Origin of the sequence: Citrobacter sp. Marseille-Q3906 (genome assembly GCF_916618775.1) — a bacterium.
GTDB lineage: Bacteria > Pseudomonadota > Gammaproteobacteria > Enterobacterales > Enterobacteriaceae > Citrobacter > Citrobacter murliniae.
The window spans coordinates 1,879,437-1,898,568 of record NZ_CAKAKA010000002.1; the positions used below are offsets into that span (position 1 = coordinate 1,879,437).

Consider the following 19,132-nt stretch of genomic DNA (forward strand, 5'->3'; position numbering starts at 1 on the left):
GAGCACTGATTATGGATCGCAACAAATTCTCCAATCGCAAGGCGCGCATCGAAAAGAAGTTCAGCAAATCGGCAATGGAACTGCTTATTAAGCTAAGGCCGCGAAGCATTAACCGGGACGATTTCAGTCTGGAATATGATGACTTCAAAGGGCGTCACGGCACTGTCTATCACGATGAATGGCATCTATGGGATTCACCGGATTACTGGACTGGTGAGTGCGATAGCTACGATGCCTTTTTCGTTCTACATGACAACTTGATTACTCAGACTCACGACTTTGAAGGCGAAATGGACGCCCGTAATAAAGCCGGTTGGGATGCTGAAATAGACATGTCTCCTTATTACTCTCCGTGGCGACTTGGCACCGTCAATCGCGCTCAAATTATCAGGCATTGCCGACAGCTTGTGTCTGCCGGCATCAACTGGGACGCATAACATGGCTGACATTATCGATAACGCATCACAGCTTGAAGATTTGCAGCGTGACGCGGCACTGAGCATGCACAGACTCAATCACTCAGCAGTATCAGCAACGCACTGTGAGGAATGCGGCGATCAGCTTAGTGATGAGCGCCGGAAAGCGTATCCGGGATGCACGATGTGCGTCAGTTGCCTAGCTGAGAAGGAATTGCGGAATAAGCATAGGGGCGGGTAATGGCAGCCTATTACAACGAAATTGATCCTTTCGCTGCGCAGTGGCTGCGAAACCTCATCGCCGGCGGTCACATCGCGCCAGGCGAAGTTGACGAACGGAGTATTGAAGATGTCACACCTGACGACCTCAGCGGATTTACCCAATGCCACTTTTTCGCCGGAATTGGCGTCTGGTCACATTCCCTGCGCCTCGCCGGATGGCCTGACGATAAACCGGTCTGGACAGGTTCCTGCCCGTGCCAGCCTTTCAGCGCGGCAGGCAAAGGAGATGGGTTTGCTGACGAGCGGCACCTTTGGCCCCACTTCTTCCACCTCATCAGCGAGTGCAGACCTCAGCATGTCTTTGGCGAACAGGTTGCAGCAGGTAACGCAAATGCTTGGTTCGACCTTGTACAAACTGACCTGGAATGAATGGGATACGCCTTCGGGCTTGTTCCGTTTTCGGCAGCGGGCATCGGTGCGCCGCACATCAGAGAGCGGGCCTACTGGGTGGCCAACGCCGGTAGCGAACACGAATCCGCAGCCGGAAACGAAACGGGGTCTGCAACACGTCTCCGGAGCTGCGCGTCTGACGGGGTGGCAGACTCCAGTGGCGAACGACTCAACCGGGTCGACTCATTGCTACAGCGGGAAGAATCAGGACGGTTCGCCGAAGGTATGCCTGAAACTACCAGGATCGGTTCTACTTGCGGGATGGGTGACGCCAACAACTCGCGACTGGAAAGACACATCAGGAATGACAGCGCAACGGGATGGGAAAGAACGTCTGGATCAGTTACCTCGACAGGCTTACACAGCAGGCCCCTTGAGGTTAACGGTTTTTGGCGAGATGCGGACTGGCTCTTTTGTCGAGATGGGCAATGGCGTCCAGTTGAATCCGGCACATTCCCGCTGGTTGCAAGGTTTGCCAAAAGCATGGGACATGGAAAGTCCTCATTACGAGCAATGGCAGGCCGCAACCGCACAGGCCGACTTAAGGGTTACGGTAACGCTATAAACGCGCAGGCGGCAGCCGCTTTCATTGGTGCTTACATGGAGACTGCCAATGTTCCAGCTAATTCAACGGGGTCAGATATACGCTGACAATGCCGGGTGGCCGGTAATAATTCATTCCGTCACATCAGAAATAGTCCGCTACTGGCGACAGGGCAGGATAAACACCGCTTCAATCGACCGCTTTAACAATGATTTCGAGCACCTCGACCCACACGAGGCGGCACAGATACGCGCCGAACTGGAAACAGCAGAACACTTAAAACGCCTCCGCGCTATGCGGGCGGCATGAGGAGAGATTATGGCAACAATGAAACAACTAGCTGAGTCAGAAATAAGTGACTTCTTTGCTATTTTTGGCAGCCCTGGCGAGCCGGTGACTATTGAGGAGGCGCAGAAAACGCTTCTCTCGCGGATTTCCCCTTTGCTCAGCACCCATATGGATTGGATTAATTGCAGTGACAGGATGCCACCGACTGGAGGTAGCGAACAAAGCTATGTGCTGGCTGCCGATTTCAAAAATCACTACTGGCCCAACCTTCCGAACACTCAGGTCGGAGTTTATGGCGATTGGTTTAGTGATGGTAACCCAACCTGGGATGATGGCGACGGCAATGACTTACATCTCAAAGAGGTAACGCATTGGATGCCAATTCCAGAGCCACCAACCACATGAAGCAACTGATAGCTGATTCACTGAGTCGACTATTGGGTGCGAATGCACTGCCACGTTATCCCCCATTTGCCCGGCCAATAGTGCCGGGATTTTTTTGCCTGGAGAAAACATGAAATACACCACATCAGCAAAGCTATTTGTTGCCGCGCTAATTATCGCTTTCATAGCCTGCTCTGTAGCTCTGTATGTAGTCGTTTCCTGAAAAAATAGAAGGATGAAGCTATGAGCGACATTATCCAATTGACTCCCAATAAGTGGGTATCCGAAGAAGTTCTGATGGCTATCACTGGCCTGACAAAGAATGCGATCAAGTCAGCACGCACAAATTCATGGATGGAGGGTCGAGAGTATCGTCATTATTCCGGAGACTGCCAGCCAAAGGAGAACTCCCCTATCCTCTACAATCGACACGAAGTCGATAATTGGGTGGAACGTCAACGACCGGCGATCCCGCGCCAGAAATCTGCTTAAATACCCTCCCCATTAAACAAACGCAGGAGATTTTATGTCTGGTTATCCAACTGGAGTGGAGAACCACGGCGGCACTTTGCGCATATGGTTCATATATAACGGGAAAAGGGTCAGGGAAAGCCTTGGGGTTGTCGATACTGCAAAGAACAGGCGCATTGCTGGAGAGCTTCGCGCCTCTGTTTGTTTCGCTATAAAAACTGGTGTATTCGATTACTCCAGACAGTTCCCACAGTCACCCAACCTGAAGAAGTTCAATATCGCGCCGCCGGGGATAACTGTTGCTGAACTGGCGGCAAAATGGCTGGGGCTTAAGAGGATGGACTTAACCCTTAACGCCCATCTCCGATATGTATCGTATGTCACGATCGGAACCGATATTCTCGGAGGCGGCCGGATGGTTGATTCTATAACTCATGAGGATGTGCTTAACTTAAGAAAGGAGTTGCTGACCGGCTACCAGATATGTGGCGCACACCAGAAGAACAGATCAGCTAAGAAAGGAAGGACGGTACGGACGGTTAACGTCTATGTTACCTGCATGAAGGGAATGTTTGATTTTGCGGCGTTGAATGGATACATAAGCAAATCTCCATTTGCTGCAGTTACTCCACTCAAAAAGTCGAAGTCAGATCCGTCGCCGCTTACCCGTGATGAGTATCATCGTTTTCTTGAAAAGTGCCCATGCGAACAGATACGGAACCTATGGAAGCTTGCGTTTAATACAGGAATGCGACACGGAGAAATATGTGCACTGGCATGGGAGGACATAGACAATAAGAACTGGACGATTCGGATCAGCAGGAACCTTGCCATATCCAATCACTTCACGCCCCCAAAGACAGAAAGCGGGAACCGGACAATTAACCTTACAACTCCGGCTATCGAGGCACTAAAAAGCCAGATGGCCTACACCAGGATGGGGAAACAACATCAAATAGACGTTCACCTCAGAGAGTTTGGCAGAACTCGACAGGATGAATGCACATTCGTTTTTGTTCCCAGGCTAACTGCAAGGAATGGCAAGGGAGGTGAATGGTACTCACCAGGGTCATTCTCAGGAACGTGGAACAACATATTAAGAAGGAGCGGCATTCCGCACCGCAAGTCATATGAGTCTCGACACACATATGCTTGTTGGGCATTAAGTGCCGGAGTCAACCCCAACTTCATTGCAGCTCAAATGGGGCATACATCGGCACAGATGGTTTACAGCGTTTACGGTAAATGGATGACAGACAACAATGATAATCAACTGGCAATATTGAATGCTAATTTCGGAGGTGATGCCCCACAGATGCCCCACGCCCAAAACGAGTAAACACAAACTCCTTTAACCTCATGACGTTAGTCCGCCCATGAAGGTTTGTTCAAAATATGGTCCTGCCAGTCATACACTTCCGATTCTTTCACTGCAATATGTCGTACCGAAATGCGTTCACCATGCATTGCCGCTTTAGAACCTGTCAGCAACGGGTGCCAGTCTGGTAACCCCTTACCTTCCGCTAACAGACGATAGGCACAGGTCATCGGTAGCCATTCAAAAGTCGGGAGATTATCACGCGTTAACTTAATACAATCAGGCTCATATTCGAATCGGCGTTCGTAATTACGGCACTGGCAGGTTTTAATGTTGAGCTGACGACAGGCGACGTTGGTAAAGTAAATTTCGTCGGTGTCCTCATCCATCAGCTTATGCAGACAGCATTGACCACACCCATCACATAATGACTCCCACTCGGCATCGGTCATTTCATCCAGGGTTTTGCTTTGCCAGAAAGGTTTGTCGCTCATCAGGGTATCCGCTATTGCAATAAAGCTGCACCTTATAACCAGTCTGGCACGCTGATGCAAGTTTTGCCGCCCGAAAAGGCGGCAAGAAGAGATTACAGCACTCGGGTCGTGAGAGTCTGACCATGGAAACTAATAGCCAGCTCATCACCACTATGCAATGGCCCAACACCTTCCGGCGTCCCCGTCAGCACAACATCACCCGCTTTAAGCGTGAAGAAACGGCTCATATAGGCAATCAACGGGACAATTTGATGGATCATATCCGCTGTGGAACCGTGTTGACGTTTTTCACCGTTTACTGTCAGACCGAGCTGCGTATTTTGCGGATCGCCGTTAAATTCCGAAACAGGAATAAAGCCAGACAACGGACAGGAGTTATCAAATCCCTTCGCTTTCTCCCACGGCTGACCCGCCTTCTTCATTTTGCCCTGAATATCACGCAGGGTCAGATCCAGAGCCACACCATAGCCAGCGATGGCTTTGCGCACGTGCTCTTCCGTCGCCTGGCGCAGAGTCGAACCAATCAGCACCGCCAGCTCAACTTCGTGGTGAACAGATCCCATATCCGCCGGGATCACCAGCGGCTGACGCAGATCGCACAGTGCGGTTTCAGGTTTTATGAACAGGACCGGTTCATCGGGCGTTGCACTACCCATCTCTTTAATATGGTTTGCATAATTGCTGCCTACACAAACCACTTTACTTACCGGGTAATCCAGCAGAGCACCATGCCAGTTGTGATGTTGATACATTACTTTCCCCTAACGTAGTCATTGATTTCATAAACTGCATCGATGGGACACGCTACTGCCGGATACAGTTTAAGGTTTAACGTCTGGTGTATTTTGTTTAACCACAGACAGATGCTGTTTGAGTAAATCTTCTGGCGGTGGCGGTAATTGTAAATAATAGCCCTGCTCAGTTAACGCCTGTTTTACTTTTTCAAGATCGGCGTTGACGAGTTTTTTACGGCCATCAAGCGGTAAAATCATTGCCAGCTTCGGTTGACCAAATCCTTTCATCAGTTCTTCAGGAACGCGTGAGAAATCGTCTTTTTTTTCGACATATAAATAGGTCTGGTCACGTTTGCTGCTTCGGTAGATCACACAAAACATATCTTTTACTCTGAATTCAGGGAATGGTGGCTTGCCTCAATATAATACTGACTATAACATGCCTTATAGTCTTCGGAATATCACCCCGCGCTGGGGATGATAAATAGCAAATTGAGTAAGGCCAGGATGTCAAACACGCCAATCGAGCTTAAAGGCAGTAGCTTCACCTTATCAGTGGTTCACTTGCACGAAGCAGAACCCGAGGTTATTCGTCAGGCGTTGGAAGACAAAATCGCGCAGGCACCTGCTTTTTTAAAACATGCTCCCGTGGTGATCAACGTCAGTGGCCTTGAAAGCCCGGTAAACTGGCCGGCGCTGCAAAAAGTGGTCGCATCTACCGGCCTGCGTATTATTGGCGTCAGCGGCTGTAAAGACGCCAAACTTAAGGCAGAAATAGACGAATTGGGTCTTCCTTTACTCACTGAAGGTAAAGAAAAAACCATCCGTTCCGCGCCAGTTAATACCCCGGCCCCTGCCGCGCCACCACAAAACGTTACTCCCATCACAAAAACGCGATTAATAAATGTACCGGTTCGTTCCGGTCAGCGTATTTATGCACCACAATGTGATCTGATTGTTACAAGCCACGTCAGCGCAGGCGCTGAGCTTATCGCTGATGGTAACATTCACGTGTATGGTGTGATGAGAGGCCGTGCACTGGCGGGCGCCAGCGGTGACCGGGAAGCACAAATTTTTTGTACCCATCTGACGGCAGAACTGGTGTCTATCGCAGGTGTATATTGGCTGAGTGATAATATCCCAGCAGAATTTTATGGCAAAGCGGCTCGTCTGCAATTAGCAGAGAACGCTTTGACAGTTCAACCGTTGAATTGATCCCTTTTTAACAAGGAATTTCTATGGCACGCATTATTGTTGTTACTTCGGGTAAAGGGGGCGTTGGCAAAACAACCTCCAGCGCGGCCATCGCTACAGGTTTGGCCCAGAAGGGAAAGAAAACTGTCGTTATTGATTTTGATATCGGCCTGCGTAATCTTGATTTGATTATGGGTTGTGAACGCCGCGTCGTTTACGACTTCGTCAACGTGATCCAGGGCGATGCGTCGTTAAATCAGGCGTTAATCAAAGATAAGCGTACCGAAAATCTCTTTATTCTTCCGGCCTCACAGACTCGCGATAAAGACGCGCTGACGCGCGAAGGCGTCGCAAAAGTTCTGGATGATCTGAAAACGATGGGCTTCGATTTCATCGTCTGCGACTCCCCGGCAGGTATTGAAACCGGCGCGTTGATGGCCCTGTATTTTGCTGATGAAGCTATCATCACCACCAACCCGGAAGTTTCATCCGTACGTGACTCTGACCGTATTCTGGGTATTCTGGCGTCGAAATCTCGTCGCGCTGAAAATGGTGAAGATCCGATTAAAGAGCACCTGTTACTTACGCGCTACAATCCAGGCCGCGTAAACAAAGGCGACATGCTCAGCATGGAAGATGTACTGGAGATTCTGCGAATCAAGCTGGTCGGCGTGATTCCTGAAGATCAGTCAGTCCTGCGCGCGTCTAACCAGGGTGAGCCGGTTATTCTCGACATCAATGCTGATGCCGGCAAAGCCTACGCAGATACCGTAGACCGTCTGTTGGGAGAAGAACGTCCTTTCCGCTTCATTGAAGAAGAGAAGAAAGGTTTCCTCAAACGCCTGTTCGGAGGATAAGTTATGGCATTACTGGATTTTTTTCTCTCGCGGAAAAAGAGCACAGCAAACATCGCTAAAGAGCGACTGCAGATTATTGTTGCGGAACGTCGTCGCAGTGACGCCGAGCCGCATTATTTACCGCAGTTGAGGAAAGATATTCTCGACGTTATCTGTAAGTATGTACAAATTGACCCCGAAATGGTCACCGTACAACTTGAACAAAAAGACGGCGATATTTCTATCCTCGAACTTAACGTGACATTACCTGAAGCAGAAGAGTCTAAATAACGTTTTTTGTAACAGAGTATGGTCAGCAGCAAAAAGGCAGATTATTCTGCCTTTTTTATTTTTCCCCCAGCCAACTCGCATTTATTCCAGAGAAAACCTGGGGTAATTCTCCTCAAAATAGCGGCGCAAAAACTCAACCGTAATACGAATTTTGGCCGATGTCGCCAGGCGAGAAACATATACAGCCCAGATATTAGCTGGCTGATAATACTCTGGTAATATCTGAACCAGATGTCCGCTAGTAATGTTGTCGCATACATCCCACCACGAACGCAGCGCAATACCCTGCCCATCCAGACACCACTGATGAACAACCTCACCGTGATTAGATGATAATGGACCCGTCACTTTAATCGAGTGCTCACCTTCTTTATTACGCAATTGCCAGATGCCAAACGGATGATCACGTTCTTTAATTACCAGGCAGGGAAAGCTTGCCAGTTCATTCAGTTGCTTAGGCGCACCGTATTGCGTCACAAATTCTGGTGAAGCGCACAGGATGCGATAATTAGTCGCCAGCTTTCGTGCTATCAAATTAGGAGCAATATCATCACCAATACGAATATCAAGATCGACACCTTCATTAACCAGATCCACCAACCGATCCTCAACATCGAATCTTAGCTCAAGCTGCGGATACTGTTTCGCCAGTGCAGACAGTGCAGGCGCCACCACCTGGCGACCAAAGCCAAAGCTACTGATAATGCGCAACATACCTTGAGGGATCTGCCGGACATCAGACAACTCATCCATCATCTGATCCACATCCTGCAGGATCCGCTGCGCCCATTCGTAGATCCGCTCTCCCTCTTCCGTGATGGTCACTCGCCGCGTGGTGCGGTGTAACAACACGACATTCAGCGTCTGTTCAAGCAGCGCAACGCGCTTGCTGATAAACGCGGGAGAAACGCCCAACTCCTCAGCAACAGCGGCAAATCCTGCACGACGGGCAACCAGCATAAAGACGCGTAAATCATTTAGCAGCGGCAGATTATTCATGATCTGTGTTTTATGTTTCACCAGTTAGGGGGATTAACTCTTAATCAGTCAATTATAGGATAAGGGGAAAGTCAATTTTGATGGCGTACAAGTGAGAGCTGCTATGAAGAAAACCTGTCGTATTGCCGCTATTCCCGGAGATGGTATTGGTAAAGAAGTCCTGCCTGAAGGCATTAATGTGTTACAGGCGGCTGCGGAGCGTTGGGATTTGTCGCTCAGCTTTGAGCAAATGGAATGGGCCAGCTGCGAATACTATACGCATCACGGAAAAATGATGCCGGATGACTGGCATGAGCAGCTAAAATCATTCGATGCTATCTATTTTGGAGCTGTCGGTTGGCCAGATACCGTGCCGGATCACATCTCATTATGGGGATCATTACTCAAGTTTCGGCGCGAATTCGATCAGTACGTCAACCTGCGTCCGGTTCGCCTGTTCCCCGGCGTTCCCTGTCCACTGGCAGGAAAAAAACCAGGCGACATTGATTTTTATGTCGTGCGCGAGAATACCGAGGGGGAATACTCTTCACTGGGCGGGCGAGTAAACGCAGGAACCGAGCATGAAGTGGTCATTCAGGAATCCGTCTTCACCCGTCGTGGAGTCGACCGTATTTTGCGTTACGCGTTCGAACTGGCCCAGAGCCGTCCACGCAAAACGTTAACCTCTGCAACCAAATCAAACGGTCTTGCCATCAGTATGCCCTACTGGGATGAACGCGTTGAAGCCATGGCAGCTCAATATTCTGAGATTCGCTGGGATAAGCAGCATATCGATATTCTGTGCGCCCGTTTTGTTATGCAGCCTGAACGCTTTGACGTGGTGGTCGCCTCGAACCTGTTTGGCGATATCCTTTCCGATTTAGGCCCTGCTTGCACAGGGACAATTGGTATTGCCCCTTCTGCAAACTTAAACCCGGAACGCACCTTTCCATCGTTGTTCGAACCGGTACACGGTTCGGCACCAGATATCTACGGCAAGAATATCGCCAACCCGATTGCCACAATCTGGGCGGGAGCCATGATGCTGGATTTCCTCGGCAACGGTGATGCAAATTATCAGGCTGCTCACGATGGGATCGTGGCGGCGATTGAACAGGTCATTGCCAGTGGTCCTAAAACACCGGATATGAAAGGGACCGCCACCACATCACAGGTTGGCCAGGCCATCTGTCAGGCCCTTCGTTAAAGGTCAAACCACTTAATTTGAGCCGCGTCACTGACGCGGCTTTTTTATGCGTTCAATTGCTGAAATAACCTGCGCGAATTCACCTTTTATTATTTCCGTTCCGTGTTTTATTGCTTCACGCATCGGGCAATTGTTTAATTCATGTAAAGAACAAATAATTAAAATGTTAAATAACGAAGCGACACATTGTACCCCTACAGCATGATAACAACGACAGGCTAATGCCAAACGCGGGCAACTTATGCCCAGGAGATCACCCATGTTGAGCAACGTAAAGAAAAAAGATGTGCCACTCATAGCCATCAGCCTGGTGGCCATTCTTTTTATCGCAGCCACACTGAGTTTCTTCCCTCAGCAATCCGCGCAAGCGGCAAACACCATTTTTAATGGTGTCACCCGCATGCTGGGTTCAGCGGTCCAGATACTGGTCCTCATGGCTATGGGACTGGTCATCTATCTTGCCACCAGCAAGTACGGCAACATTCGTCTGGGAGAAGGCAAAGCGGAATACAGCACTCTTTCCTGGCTGTTTATGTTTATCTGCGCCGGGTTAGGTTCTTCCACGCTCTACTGGGGCGTTGCAGAATGGGCCTATTATTACCAGACACCGGGCCTGAATATCGCCCCCAACTCGCAAAAAGCACTGGAATTCAGCCTGCCCTACTCTTTTTTCCATTGGGGGATCAGCGCGTGGGCAACCTATACGCTGGCCTCATTAACTATGGCTTATCACTTCCATGTGCGTAAAAACAAAGGGTTGAGCCTGTCCGGTATTATTGCTGCAATTACTGGCGTTCATCCGCAAGGCGTCTGGGGGCGCTTAGTCGACCTGATGTTCCTGATTGCCACCGTCGGCGCGTTAACCATCTCCCTGGTCGTCACCGCAGCCACCTTTACTCGTGGCTTATCGGCTCTCACTGGTCTGCCGGATAACTTTACGGTGCAGGCATTTGTGATCCTGTTTTCGGGGGGCATCTTCTGTCTCAGCTCCTGGATTGGCATCAATAACGGCTTACAACGTCTGAGCAAAATGGTTGGTTGGGGCGCGTTTTTGCTGCCGCTGCTGGTATTGATCGTCGGACCAACCGAGTTCATCACTAACAACATCATCAATGCCATCGGCCTGACAACACAAAACTTTTTGCAAATGAGCCTGTTTACCGACCCTCTCGGTAATGGTGAGTTTACCCGCAACTGGACGGTATTTTACTGGCTGTGGTGGATCTCCTATACCCCTGGCGTGGCGATGTTTGTTACCCGCGTTTCCCGTGGACGCAAAATTAAGGAAGTGATCTGGGCATTGATCCTTGGTAGCACCGTCGGTTGTTGGTTCTTCTTCGGGGTGATGGAAAGTTACTCTATCCATCAGTTTGTTAACGGTGTAATTGATGTTCCGCAAATAATGGCAACGCTTGGCGGCGAAACGGCCGTCCAGCAGGTACTGATGTCACTACCCGCCGGGAAACTGTTCCTGGTGGCCTATCTGGCTATCATGATTATTTTCCTCGCCTCACATATGGATGCTGTGGCCTATACCATGGCGGCCACCAGCACGCGCAATCTTCAGGAAGGTGAAGATCCCGAGCGCGGCTTACGCCTGTTCTGGTGCGTGGTCATTACCTTGATTCCATTATCGATTCTGTTTACCGGTGCTTCACTGGAAACCATGAAGACTACCGTGGTACTGACCGCACTTCCCTTCCTCGCCATTTTGCTGGTGAAGGTCGGTGGTTTTCTTCGCTGGGTTAAACAGGACTATGCCCATATTCCTGCTCACCAAATTGAAAGTCATCTTCCCGACGCACAGGGCGGCGAGCCAGTCACGCCACCCGCCGGGGCATTACTCAAAGGCGACAGTTGAGCGCCAGTACAAAAACATCCTCTTACTCACAAATTAAAGGTAATCCAATGAGCAATCTGAGCCCTGAGTTTATTCTGCCGCAAAATTTTTGTGCCAACCCGCAGGACGCATGGACCATCCCAGCACGGTTTTATACCGATCAACAGGCGTTTGAGCACGAGCAAGAGAACGTGTTTGCCAAAAGTTGGATTTGCGTAGCCCACAGCAGCGAACTGGCAAAACCAAATGACTATGTCACTCGTGAAGTGATTGGCGAAAATATCGTGCTGGTACGGGGTCGCGATAATGTGCTGCGCGCTTTCTACAACGTCTGCCCACATCGGGGTCATCAGTTGCTAAGCGGCGAAGGGAAAGCGAAGAATGTCATTACCTGTCCCTATCACGCCTGGGCTTTTAAGCTCGATGGCAACCTGGCACACGCCCGTAACTGTGAAAACGTGGCCAATTTCGATAGTGAGAAAGCCCATCTCACACCGGTACGTCTTGAAGAATATGCCGGATTCGTATTTATCAATATGGATCCGAATGCCGGCAGCGTTGAAGATCAACTCCCGGGACTGGCAGCGAAAGTTGTCGAAGCCTGCCCTGATGTACACGATCTGAAACTGGCTGCGCGCTTTACGACTCGCACACCTGCCAACTGGAAAAATATCGTTGATAACTATCTGGAGTGCTACCACTGCGGTCCGGCACACCCTGGTTTTTCCGACTCGGTACAGGTTGACCGCTACTGGCACACCATGCATGGCAACTGGACTCTGCAATACGGTTTTGCCAAACCATCAGAGCAGTCATTTAAGTTCGAAGAAGGCGTTGATGCCGCCTTCCACGGTTTCTGGTTGTGGCCATGCACCATGCTCAACGTCACGCCAATTAAAGGCATGATGACCGTTATCTATGAGTTCCCGGTGGATGCAGAAACCACACTGCAAAACTACGACATCTACTTCACCAATGAAGAACTCACCGAAGAGCAGAAAGAGCTGATTGAATGGTATCGCAATGTCTTCCGCCCTGAAGATTTACGTCTGGTCGAAAGCGTACAAAAAGGGCTGAAATCACGCGGCTATCGCGGTCAGGGACGCATTATGGCAGATACCAGCGGCAGCGGGATTTCTGAACACGGTATTGCCCATTTCCATAACCTGGTAGCCCAGGTGTTTCAGGATTAATCCTTGAAGGAGTTCGTCATGACCGTCTTTCAGACTTCACTTTTCCGCCAGCAGGCGTTTATCGCCGGGAACTGGTGCGACGCCGATGACAACAATACGTTATCGGTCAGCAATCCGGCGACAGGCGCTATTCTGGGGAAAATACCCAATATGGGAATGTCAGAGACTCAGCGGGCTATTGATGCCGCCTCTCAGGCGTTACCCAACTGGCGTGCAATGACCGCAGCCCAGCGTTCCACTCTGCTCAAAGCCTGGCATCACTTAATTCTCGACAACAAAACGGCGCTGGCGCAAATCATGACTGCCGAACAGGGAAAACCGCAGGCAGAAGCGGAAGGCGAAATTGTCTATGCCGCTTCGTTTATTGAGTGGTTTGCCGAACAGGCAAAACGCACCAACGGTGAAATCATTCCCTCTCCTACAACGGACAAGCGGTTGATGGTGATCCGCCAGGGCGTCGGCGTCTGCGCCGCGATTACGCCGTGGAACTTCCCCGCCGCCATGCTCACCCGCAAAGCCGGTCCGGCACTGGCTGCAGGCTGTACGATGGTGATAAAACCGGCCAACGAGACGCCGTTCACAGCACTGGCGCTGGCCGAGCTCGCACGTCAGGCCGGCATTCCCTCAGGCGTCATCAACGTCGTAACAGGAAAATCACGCGAAATTGGCGCTCAGTTCACCGCTGATGATCGTGTACGTAAGCTCTCGTTCACGGGTTCAACAGAAGTCGGACGCGTCCTGATGCGCCAGTGTTCTGACTCCATCAAAAAGGTGTCACTGGAGCTGGGGGGTAATGCGCCGTTTATTGTGTTTGATGACGCAGATATTGATAAAGCCGTCGAAGGGGCGTTGGTTGCCAAGTTTCGCAACGCCGGACAGACCTGTGTCTGTGTGAATCGTTTTTATATTCATCAGGCCATTTACGACACGTTTTGCGAGAAGTTTGTCGCCCGTGTCGCCGCGCTGAAGGTAGGCAATGGTGAGCAACCAGGCGTACAGACCGGACCACTGATCAACAGCGCCGCCGTAGACAAAGTACAATCACTTCTTGATGACGCCCTGACGCGTGGTGCCACGCTGTTAACCGGCGGCCAACGCCATGCGCTGGGCGGAAACTATTTTACCCCTACTGTCATCGGCAACGTGCAGCCAGGCACGCAACTGTTACAGGAAGAAATCTTCGGACCGGTCGCCGCGCTGGTGAAATTTGACGATGAACAGGACGTGATCCACCAGGCAAACGATACGATCTACGGTCTGGCATCTTACTTCTATAGTAATGACGCTGCGCGTATCTGGCGAGTTTCTGAGCAGCTTGAATACGGCATGGTGGGGATCAATACCGGGCTTATCTCTAATGAAGTTGCCCCGTTTGGCGGCGTCAAACAGTCCGGCCTTGGGCGTGAAGGCTCTGAACACGGTATCGAAGATTACCTGGAGATGAAATATCTCTGCCAGGGGCTGTGACACAGATTCCGGCGCGCAGGGTTAACCCGCGCCGGACAGATTTTTAAGGGAGTGCCGCGATGTCTGAATATCAAATGCATGAAGTGCGGGTCAGCCGGATTGAGACCATTACTCCACATGTAAAACGTTTCACCTTAGTTGCCTCTGCAGGCGGCTCGTTACCCGCGTTCAGTGGAGGCAGCCATATAATCGTGCAGATGCGCGATGGCGAAAATCTCTACAGCAATGCCTATTCGCTGATGAGTTCACCGCTTGATACCACCGCTTATCAAATAGCTGTACGACTGGAGGATGAGTCCAAAGGCGGCTCACGTTTCTTACACCAGAACGTGAACGCTGGCGACACGCTGACGATATCCACACCAAATAATCTCTTTGCCCTCGAACCTCAGGCACGAAAACATATACTGATTGCAGGAGGCATTGGCATAACCCCCTTTTTATCGCAGATCCCGGAGCTGGAACAATCACACGCTGAGTGGCAACTGCATTACTGCTCCCACAGCCCGGAAAGCTGCGCATTTCATCATGAACTCACTCAGCACATCAACGCCGAGCGCATTCATCTGCACCTTTCTACCGAAGGCACCCGCCTTGACCTGGCGCGTCTGCTGGCCGATGTAGAACCCGGCACGCATATTTACACCTGCGGCCCTGCTGTACTTAACGATGCCGTAAAAAGCGAAGCCGCCCGCCACGATCTGGACAACGATACGCTACATTTCGAACAATTTGCCGTGGAAGATAAGAGCGGTGATGCGTTCACCCTTGTGCTGGCACGTTCTGGACGTGAATTTGTCGTGCCGGAAGAGATGACTATTTTACAGGTTATCGAAAATAACAAAGCGGCCAGGGTGGAATGTCTATGTCGCGAAGGCGTGTGCGGTACCTGTGAAACGACAATTATTGAAGGGGAAGCGGATCATCGCGATCAGTATTTCAGCGACGATGAGAAGGCCAGCCAGCAAAGTATGCTCATCTGTTGCTCGCGCGCCAAAGGCAAACGTCTGGTCCTTGATTTGTAATCACGTCAGGCCGGGTGAGCGATAGCGCTACCCGGCATAGTCTGGTCAACTTACTGCGGATATTCCAGCAACAGTGCGTTAAGACGCTCGGCCATCAGTTCACCACGCCAACCGGAAATCAGTTCCGGCAGGGAAGCCTGCGGCTTTAGTTTCCAGTGCCAGTTGAGGAGCTGATTAATCTGACGGCGCGAAGCCAGTAACTCAACGCTGAGATTATGTTCCGCACTCACCTCTGCAACCAGTGCCTTAATGGCCTTGAATGCCTTGCGATATCCCGGCATATCCATCAGGTTCAGCAACGGTTCCGGCAATGATTCTTCCGGCAGAGCCTGAGCCTTCTCCACCAGCGAAATCAGCGTCTTGCCGTGAAAACGAATCTCGCTACCGGAAAGACCCAGACTGTCCAGTTCACCCAGACTACCTGGCATATAGCGAGCGACAGACCACAGGTGTTCTTCACGTACCACAAAGTTCACCGCCAGATCGCGCTCACGCGCCTTACGTAATCGCCAGTCAGCCAGCAGTTGCAGGCAGGCAAGCTGGCGGGTTCGTAGTTGCCAGGCATTGGTTATCTCGCGCCACGCATCTTCAGGCGCCAGAATTTCCTGACGACGCTGCTGCATCAAACGGCACTCATCCAGCGCGGCGGGCAGCCAACCAGAGGCATCAGTCTCTGTCATCAGCTTTTGGGTGATCGGTAATAAATACCAGACATCCGCTGCCGCATACTCACACTGACGCTCAGTTAACGGACGCGCCAGCCAGTCAGTGCGGGATTCGCTTTTATCCAGCGCCACTCCCGTATACTCTTCCACCATCGCGGCAAATCCCCACGATAGTGGACGTCCGCAGAACGCAGCCAGAATTTGTGTATCAATCAGCGGCTGTGGAAGTTCGCCAAAGGCGTTGAGAAACACTTCCAGGTCTTCACTTCCTGCATGCAGGAATTTGGTAATGGCAGTGTCCTGCAAAATGGTCTTCAGCGGTGACCAGTCGGTGATCCCAAGCGGATCAATCAGAGCAACGTGTTTGCCATCAAACAACTGGATCAGACCCAGTTGCGGGTAATAGGTACGTGTGCGAACAAATTCAGTATCCAGGGCAATAGCCGGAAACTCACGAACGGCTTCGCACAGCGTGGCCAACGCGTCGTTCGTGGTGATCATTTGGTAATTCAAATCGTGCTCTCTCAGGTTTGCACCAAAAAAAACGCCGGTTTAACCGGCGCTTTCTGATGGCTGTCTTAACGCTTAGCTTTTATTGTCCACTTTGCCACGTGCTTCGTCACGTAATTCTCGTCGCAAAATTTTGCCAACGTTTGATTTTGGCAGCTCATCACGGAATTCCACCAGCTTCGGCACTTTATAGCCCGTCAGCTGACGTCGACAAAAGGTAATCAAGGCTTCATCGGTTAACGAGGCGTCTTTCTTCACCACAAAAATTTTCACAGCCTCACCGCTGCTGCCCGACGGCACACCAACTGCGGCCACTTCCTGGACACCTGGGTGTTGCATCACCACATCTTCAATCTCGTTCGGATAGACGTTGAAACCTGAAACCAGGATCATATCTTTTTTGCGATCGACAATCCGCAGGAAACCTTCATCATCCATCACCGCAATATCACCGGTGTGCAACCAACCGTCTTTGACAATTTCATCTGTTGCATCTGGTCGCTGCCAGTACCCCAGCATTACCTGCGGACCTTTAACGCACAGCTCGCCAGGTTCCCCTGGTGGCACTTCGTTATCGTCGTCATCCACCAGTTTAACGTCAGTGGAAGGAACCGGCAGGCCGATACTGCCACTGTGATAATCGATATCGTGAGGGTTGACACTCACCAGCGGCGCACACTCGGTCAGGCCGTAACCTTCCAGCAGATACTGTCCGGTCAGCTTCACCCAGCGTTCTGCTACCGCCTGCTGTACCGGCATACCACCACCCGCGGAGAGATGCAGTGATGAAAAGTCCAGTTGCTGAAATTCTTTGTTATTCAACAAAGCGTTAAACAGCGTATTGACGCCGGTCATCGCGGTAAACGGGTATTTTGCCAGCTCTTTCACCAGACCCGGAATATCTCGCGGGTTAGTGATCAACAGGTTTTGACCACCCAGTTCGATAAACAACAGGCAGTTCATGGTCAACGCGAAGATGTGATACAACGGCAGCGCAGTCACCACCAGCTCTTTACCCGGATGCAGCAATGGACCGTAGGTAGCATTGACCTGTTCCAGGTTAGCCAGCATATTGCGGTGCGTTAGCATTGCGCCTTTCGCCACGCCAGTGGTGCCACCGGTATACTGCAGGAAAGCCAGATCTTCAGAAACCACTTCAGGCTTCACATACTGCATGCGATAGCCGTTTTGTAACGCGCTGCGAAACGAGATGGCATCAGGCAGGTGATATTTCGGCACCAGACGCTTGATGTACTTGACGACAAAGTTAACCAGCGTCCCTTTAGCGGTAGAAAGCTGATCGCCCATACGCGTCAGGATCACATGTTGAACCGACGTTTTATCGACCACTTTCTCCAGCGTATGAGCAAAGTTGGAGACAATCACGATCGCCGCCGCACCGCTGTCATTAAGCTGATGCTCCAGTTCCCGCGGCGTATACAACGGGTTAACGTTCACGACGATCATTCCGGCACGCAGGATGCCGAACAATGCCACAGGATACTGCAGCAGGTTAGGCATCATTAGCGCGACACGATCGCCCTTTTTCAGCCCAAGCCCCTGTTGCAAGTAGGCCGCAAATGCCCGACTACGCTCCTCCAGTTTGCGGAAGGTCATCACCTCCCCCATATTTACAAACGCGGGCTGGTCAGCATAGCGCCTTACTGAGTGTTCAAAGAGCTCCACCAGGGATTGATAACGGTCAGGATTGATCTCCGCGGGAACGCCCTCGGGATAACGGTTAAGCCAAACCTTTTTCAATACATCACCTCTAAAATGCGTATTCGTCGTCATCACAACCCCAGACAATAAACAAACTGTTAACATAATATTAACTCAGCGTACCAGTTTGTTTATTACACAACGACAAGGTTGCGAAGCGCGTCACTATTTATTTTTTTTATATCCACGTTAATGCAGAAACAGCGGACGAGCCGCTGTTTCTTTTACCAATAAAACAAAGAGTTACTCTGTTACTATCGTCTGAACCTGTGCGGGACCGGGATTGTACCATCCCCAACCGCCATAGCCGTATGGCCAGCCACGCGCACCATAGAACCAGGGGTCAATCGGTTGCGGTGGCATCACGATCTGCTGAGTAATATGCCAGCGTTTATAACCTGTTACCTGCATCAGCATAAACTTATACGGCGTACTACCGATTTTACCGTCTACCGTGCCGCTAATCGGTCCCACGACGGTAACCAGTTGTCCACGAAAATCAACCGGATCGAGGAAGCCGTTTACATCAGCATAAATCCTTCCGCGTGAGGCTTCTCCCAGTATTGGTCGCGCGCCACTGTCGAGCGGAACGGTAGCAATTTCCAGACGGGATTTCCCCTGCTGATTCTGAATGTCCACCACTTTACCGCCGAAACGCGCTTCCTGTCCGACGTACAACTGCGGTGCATTCATCACCCGCACCAGATCCTGCTGCGGTGTAGGGCTTGAACCTTTAATCGCATCCGGAATGGTGACGCAACCGCTTAGCATTAATGCTAATACACCAGCCAGTACACCTTTCATTACCTGTTTTTGACCCGCCATGTGCGACTCCCTTTTCTCAGCGCCTGCCCCGCCTCTGTCAAACTGCCGCGTATGAACT

The 19,132-nt window shown here is 50.9% G+C and carries 20 protein-coding genes and 2 pseudogenes; 15 read left to right on the forward strand and 7 right to left on the reverse strand.

What is annotated here, in order from left to right; translation table 11 throughout:
- Positions 1 to 11: 11 nt before the first annotated feature.
- From LG384_RS13185 to LG384_RS13215, 7 genes and pseudogenes are all read left to right on the forward strand, one after another.
- Positions 12 to 437: a hypothetical protein gene (locus tag LG384_RS13185; RefSeq protein WP_225761054.1), complete on the forward strand. Its 426-nt coding sequence runs from the start codon at positions 12 to 14 to the stop codon at positions 435 to 437.
- A 1-nt stretch (position 438) separates the two neighbouring features.
- Positions 439 to 657 carry a TraR/DksA family transcriptional regulator gene (locus LG384_RS13190; RefSeq protein WP_225761055.1) on the forward strand — a complete coding sequence of 73 codons (219 nt, stop codon included), beginning with the start codon at positions 439 to 441 and terminating at the stop codon, positions 655 to 657.
- Positions 657 to 1,739: pseudogene (locus LG384_RS13195) on the forward strand (DNA cytosine methyltransferase). The gene LG384_RS13190 and the pseudogene LG384_RS13195 overlap by 1 nt, the downstream one beginning before the upstream one ends.
- On the forward strand, positions 1,702 to 1,941 hold the full coding sequence (locus LG384_RS13200; protein ID WP_101700634.1) for a DUF4222 domain-containing protein: 240 nt from the start codon (positions 1,702 to 1,704) through the stop codon (positions 1,939 to 1,941). The pseudogene LG384_RS13195 and the gene LG384_RS13200 overlap by 38 nt, the downstream one beginning before the upstream one ends.
- A gap of 153 nt (positions 1,942 to 2,094) precedes the next feature.
- Positions 2,095 to 2,325, forward strand: a pseudogene (locus LG384_RS13205) (DUF551 domain-containing protein); the annotation flags it as partial.
- A gap of 222 nt (positions 2,326 to 2,547) precedes the next feature.
- Positions 2,548 to 2,796 carry an excisionase family protein gene (locus tag LG384_RS13210; protein WP_047500635.1) on the forward strand — a complete coding sequence of 83 codons (249 nt, stop codon included), beginning with the start codon at positions 2,548 to 2,550 and terminating at the stop codon, positions 2,794 to 2,796.
- A gap of 34 nt (positions 2,797 to 2,830) precedes the next feature.
- Positions 2,831 to 4,114: a site-specific integrase gene (locus tag LG384_RS13215; RefSeq protein ID WP_181540763.1), complete on the forward strand. Its 1,284-nt coding sequence runs from the start codon at positions 2,831 to 2,833 to the stop codon at positions 4,112 to 4,114.
- A 26-nt stretch (positions 4,115 to 4,140) separates the two neighbouring features.
- Here LG384_RS13215 and LG384_RS13220 read toward each other — a convergent pair whose 3' ends face one another.
- From LG384_RS13220 to LG384_RS13230, 3 genes are all read right to left on the reverse strand, one after another.
- A complete protein-coding gene (locus LG384_RS13220; protein ID WP_225761056.1) occupies positions 4,141 to 4,587 on the reverse strand; it encodes a YcgN family cysteine cluster protein in 447 nt (148 codons plus the stop codon).
- Positions 4,588 to 4,679: 92 nt separating this feature from the next.
- The gene (locus tag LG384_RS13225) at positions 4,680 to 5,339 is read right to left on the reverse strand and encodes a fumarylacetoacetate hydrolase family protein (RefSeq protein ID WP_048221320.1); all 660 of its coding nucleotides are present in this window, start codon (positions 5,337 to 5,339) and stop codon (positions 4,680 to 4,682) included.
- Between the two features lie 69 nt (positions 5,340 to 5,408).
- Entirely contained in the window at positions 5,409 to 5,702 is a 294-nt protein-coding gene (locus LG384_RS13230; RefSeq protein WP_045443883.1) for a YcgL domain-containing protein, read from the reverse strand.
- Between the two features lie 126 nt (positions 5,703 to 5,828).
- Here LG384_RS13230 and minC point away from each other — a divergent pair, with 126 nt between their 5' ends.
- From minC to minE, 3 genes are read left to right on the forward strand one after another with little or no spacing between them, the layout of a single operon-like run.
- Entirely contained in the window at positions 5,829 to 6,536 is a 708-nt protein-coding gene (gene minC / locus LG384_RS13235) for a septum site-determining protein MinC (RefSeq protein WP_200011062.1), read from the forward strand.
- A gap of 23 nt (positions 6,537 to 6,559) precedes the next feature.
- A complete protein-coding gene (gene minD / locus LG384_RS13240; protein WP_045443887.1) occupies positions 6,560 to 7,372 on the forward strand; it encodes a septum site-determining protein MinD in 813 nt (270 codons plus the stop codon).
- A gap of 3 nt (positions 7,373 to 7,375) precedes the next feature.
- Positions 7,376 to 7,642, forward strand: a complete 267-nt coding sequence (gene minE, locus LG384_RS13245) for a cell division topological specificity factor MinE (protein WP_003833739.1) — start codon at positions 7,376 to 7,378, stop codon at positions 7,640 to 7,642.
- A gap of 81 nt (positions 7,643 to 7,723) precedes the next feature.
- Here the strand turns inward: minE and LG384_RS13250 are convergent, their stop codons facing one another.
- Entirely contained in the window at positions 7,724 to 8,641 is a 918-nt protein-coding gene (locus LG384_RS13250; RefSeq protein ID WP_045443897.1) for a LysR substrate-binding domain-containing protein, read from the reverse strand.
- A gap of 103 nt (positions 8,642 to 8,744) precedes the next feature.
- Between LG384_RS13250 and LG384_RS13255 the strand changes: the two genes are divergently transcribed.
- From LG384_RS13255 to LG384_RS13275, 5 genes are all read left to right on the forward strand, one after another.
- Positions 8,745 to 9,827: a tartrate dehydrogenase gene (locus LG384_RS13255; RefSeq protein WP_225761057.1), complete on the forward strand. Its 1,083-nt coding sequence runs from the start codon at positions 8,745 to 8,747 to the stop codon at positions 9,825 to 9,827.
- Between the two features lie 259 nt (positions 9,828 to 10,086).
- Complete coding sequence (locus tag LG384_RS13260; RefSeq protein WP_225761058.1) at positions 10,087 to 11,688, forward strand: BCCT family transporter; 1,602 nt, start codon at positions 10,087 to 10,089, stop codon at positions 11,686 to 11,688.
- A 47-nt stretch (positions 11,689 to 11,735) separates the two neighbouring features.
- Positions 11,736 to 12,860 carry a carnitine monooxygenase, oxygenase subunit YeaW gene (yeaW, locus tag LG384_RS13265; RefSeq protein ID WP_045443906.1) on the forward strand — a complete coding sequence of 375 codons (1,125 nt, stop codon included), beginning with the start codon at positions 11,736 to 11,738 and terminating at the stop codon, positions 12,858 to 12,860.
- Positions 12,861 to 12,878: 18 nt separating this feature from the next.
- On the forward strand, positions 12,879 to 14,327 hold the full coding sequence (locus LG384_RS13270) for an NAD-dependent succinate-semialdehyde dehydrogenase (RefSeq protein ID WP_225761059.1): 1,449 nt from the start codon (positions 12,879 to 12,881) through the stop codon (positions 14,325 to 14,327).
- A 59-nt stretch (positions 14,328 to 14,386) separates the two neighbouring features.
- A complete protein-coding gene (locus tag LG384_RS13275) occupies positions 14,387 to 15,352 on the forward strand; it encodes a PDR/VanB family oxidoreductase (RefSeq protein ID WP_225761060.1) in 966 nt (321 codons plus the stop codon).
- A gap of 50 nt (positions 15,353 to 15,402) precedes the next feature.
- On the opposite strand, the gene rnd is transcribed toward LG384_RS13275, so the two are convergent.
- The 3 genes from rnd to LG384_RS13290 all read right to left on the reverse strand — a co-directional run bounded on the left by rnd (position 15,403) and on the right by LG384_RS13290 (position 19,074).
- A complete protein-coding gene (rnd, locus tag LG384_RS13280) occupies positions 15,403 to 16,518 on the reverse strand; it encodes a ribonuclease D (RefSeq protein WP_045443915.1) in 1,116 nt (371 codons plus the stop codon).
- An 84-nt stretch (positions 16,519 to 16,602) separates the two neighbouring features.
- Positions 16,603 to 18,288: a long-chain-fatty-acid--CoA ligase FadD gene (gene fadD / locus LG384_RS13285; protein ID WP_136345473.1), complete on the reverse strand. Its 1,686-nt coding sequence runs from the start codon at positions 18,286 to 18,288 to the stop codon at positions 16,603 to 16,605.
- A gap of 204 nt (positions 18,289 to 18,492) precedes the next feature.
- The gene (locus LG384_RS13290; RefSeq protein WP_225761061.1) at positions 18,493 to 19,074 is read right to left on the reverse strand and encodes a Slp family lipoprotein; all 582 of its coding nucleotides are present in this window, start codon (positions 19,072 to 19,074) and stop codon (positions 18,493 to 18,495) included.
- Positions 19,075 to 19,132 lie beyond the last annotated feature (58 nt).

Excerpts from the sequence above, each read along its gene's own strand:
- LG384_RS13230 (WP_045443883.1), bottom strand. The coding sequence starts at position 5,702 with ATGTTTTGTGTGATCTACCGAAGCAGCAAACGTGACCAGACCTATTTA.
- LG384_RS13270 (WP_225761059.1), top strand. The coding sequence starts at position 12,879 with ATGACCGTCTTTCAGACTTCACTTTTCCGCCAGCAGGCGTTTATCGCC.
- minD (WP_045443887.1), top strand. The coding sequence starts at position 6,560 with ATGGCACGCATTATTGTTGTTACTTCGGGTAAAGGGGGCGTTGGCAAA.
- LG384_RS13220 (WP_225761056.1), bottom strand. The coding sequence starts at position 4,587 with ATGAGCGACAAACCTTTCTGGCAAAGCAAAACCCTGGATGAAATGACC.
- rnd (WP_045443915.1), bottom strand. The coding sequence starts at position 16,518 with ATGATCACCACGAACGACGCGTTGGCCACGCTGTGCGAAGCCGTTCGT.
- LG384_RS13185 (WP_225761054.1), top strand. The coding sequence starts at position 12 with ATGGATCGCAACAAATTCTCCAATCGCAAGGCGCGCATCGAAAAGAAG.
- LG384_RS13210 (WP_047500635.1), top strand. The coding sequence starts at position 2,548 with ATGAGCGACATTATCCAATTGACTCCCAATAAGTGGGTATCCGAAGAA.
- LG384_RS13290 (WP_225761061.1), bottom strand. The coding sequence starts at position 19,074 with ATGGCGGGTCAAAAACAGGTAATGAAAGGTGTACTGGCTGGTGTATTA.
- minC (WP_200011062.1), top strand. The coding sequence starts at position 5,829 with ATGTCAAACACGCCAATCGAGCTTAAAGGCAGTAGCTTCACCTTATCA.
- LG384_RS13250 (WP_045443897.1), bottom strand. The coding sequence starts at position 8,641 with ATGAATAATCTGCCGCTGCTAAATGATTTACGCGTCTTTATGCTGGTT.
- LG384_RS13255 (WP_225761057.1), top strand. The coding sequence starts at position 8,745 with ATGAAGAAAACCTGTCGTATTGCCGCTATTCCCGGAGATGGTATTGGT.
- LG384_RS13215 (WP_181540763.1), top strand. The coding sequence starts at position 2,831 with ATGTCTGGTTATCCAACTGGAGTGGAGAACCACGGCGGCACTTTGCGC.
- LG384_RS13260 (WP_225761058.1), top strand. The coding sequence starts at position 10,087 with ATGTTGAGCAACGTAAAGAAAAAAGATGTGCCACTCATAGCCATCAGC.
- minE (WP_003833739.1), top strand. The coding sequence starts at position 7,376 with ATGGCATTACTGGATTTTTTTCTCTCGCGGAAAAAGAGCACAGCAAAC.
- LG384_RS13200 (WP_101700634.1), top strand. The coding sequence starts at position 1,702 with ATGTTCCAGCTAATTCAACGGGGTCAGATATACGCTGACAATGCCGGG.
- LG384_RS13190 (WP_225761055.1), top strand. The coding sequence starts at position 439 with ATGGCTGACATTATCGATAACGCATCACAGCTTGAAGATTTGCAGCGT.
- yeaW (WP_045443906.1), top strand. The coding sequence starts at position 11,736 with ATGAGCAATCTGAGCCCTGAGTTTATTCTGCCGCAAAATTTTTGTGCC.
- LG384_RS13225 (WP_048221320.1), bottom strand. The coding sequence starts at position 5,339 with ATGTATCAACATCACAACTGGCATGGTGCTCTGCTGGATTACCCGGTA.
- LG384_RS13275 (WP_225761060.1), top strand. The coding sequence starts at position 14,387 with ATGTCTGAATATCAAATGCATGAAGTGCGGGTCAGCCGGATTGAGACC.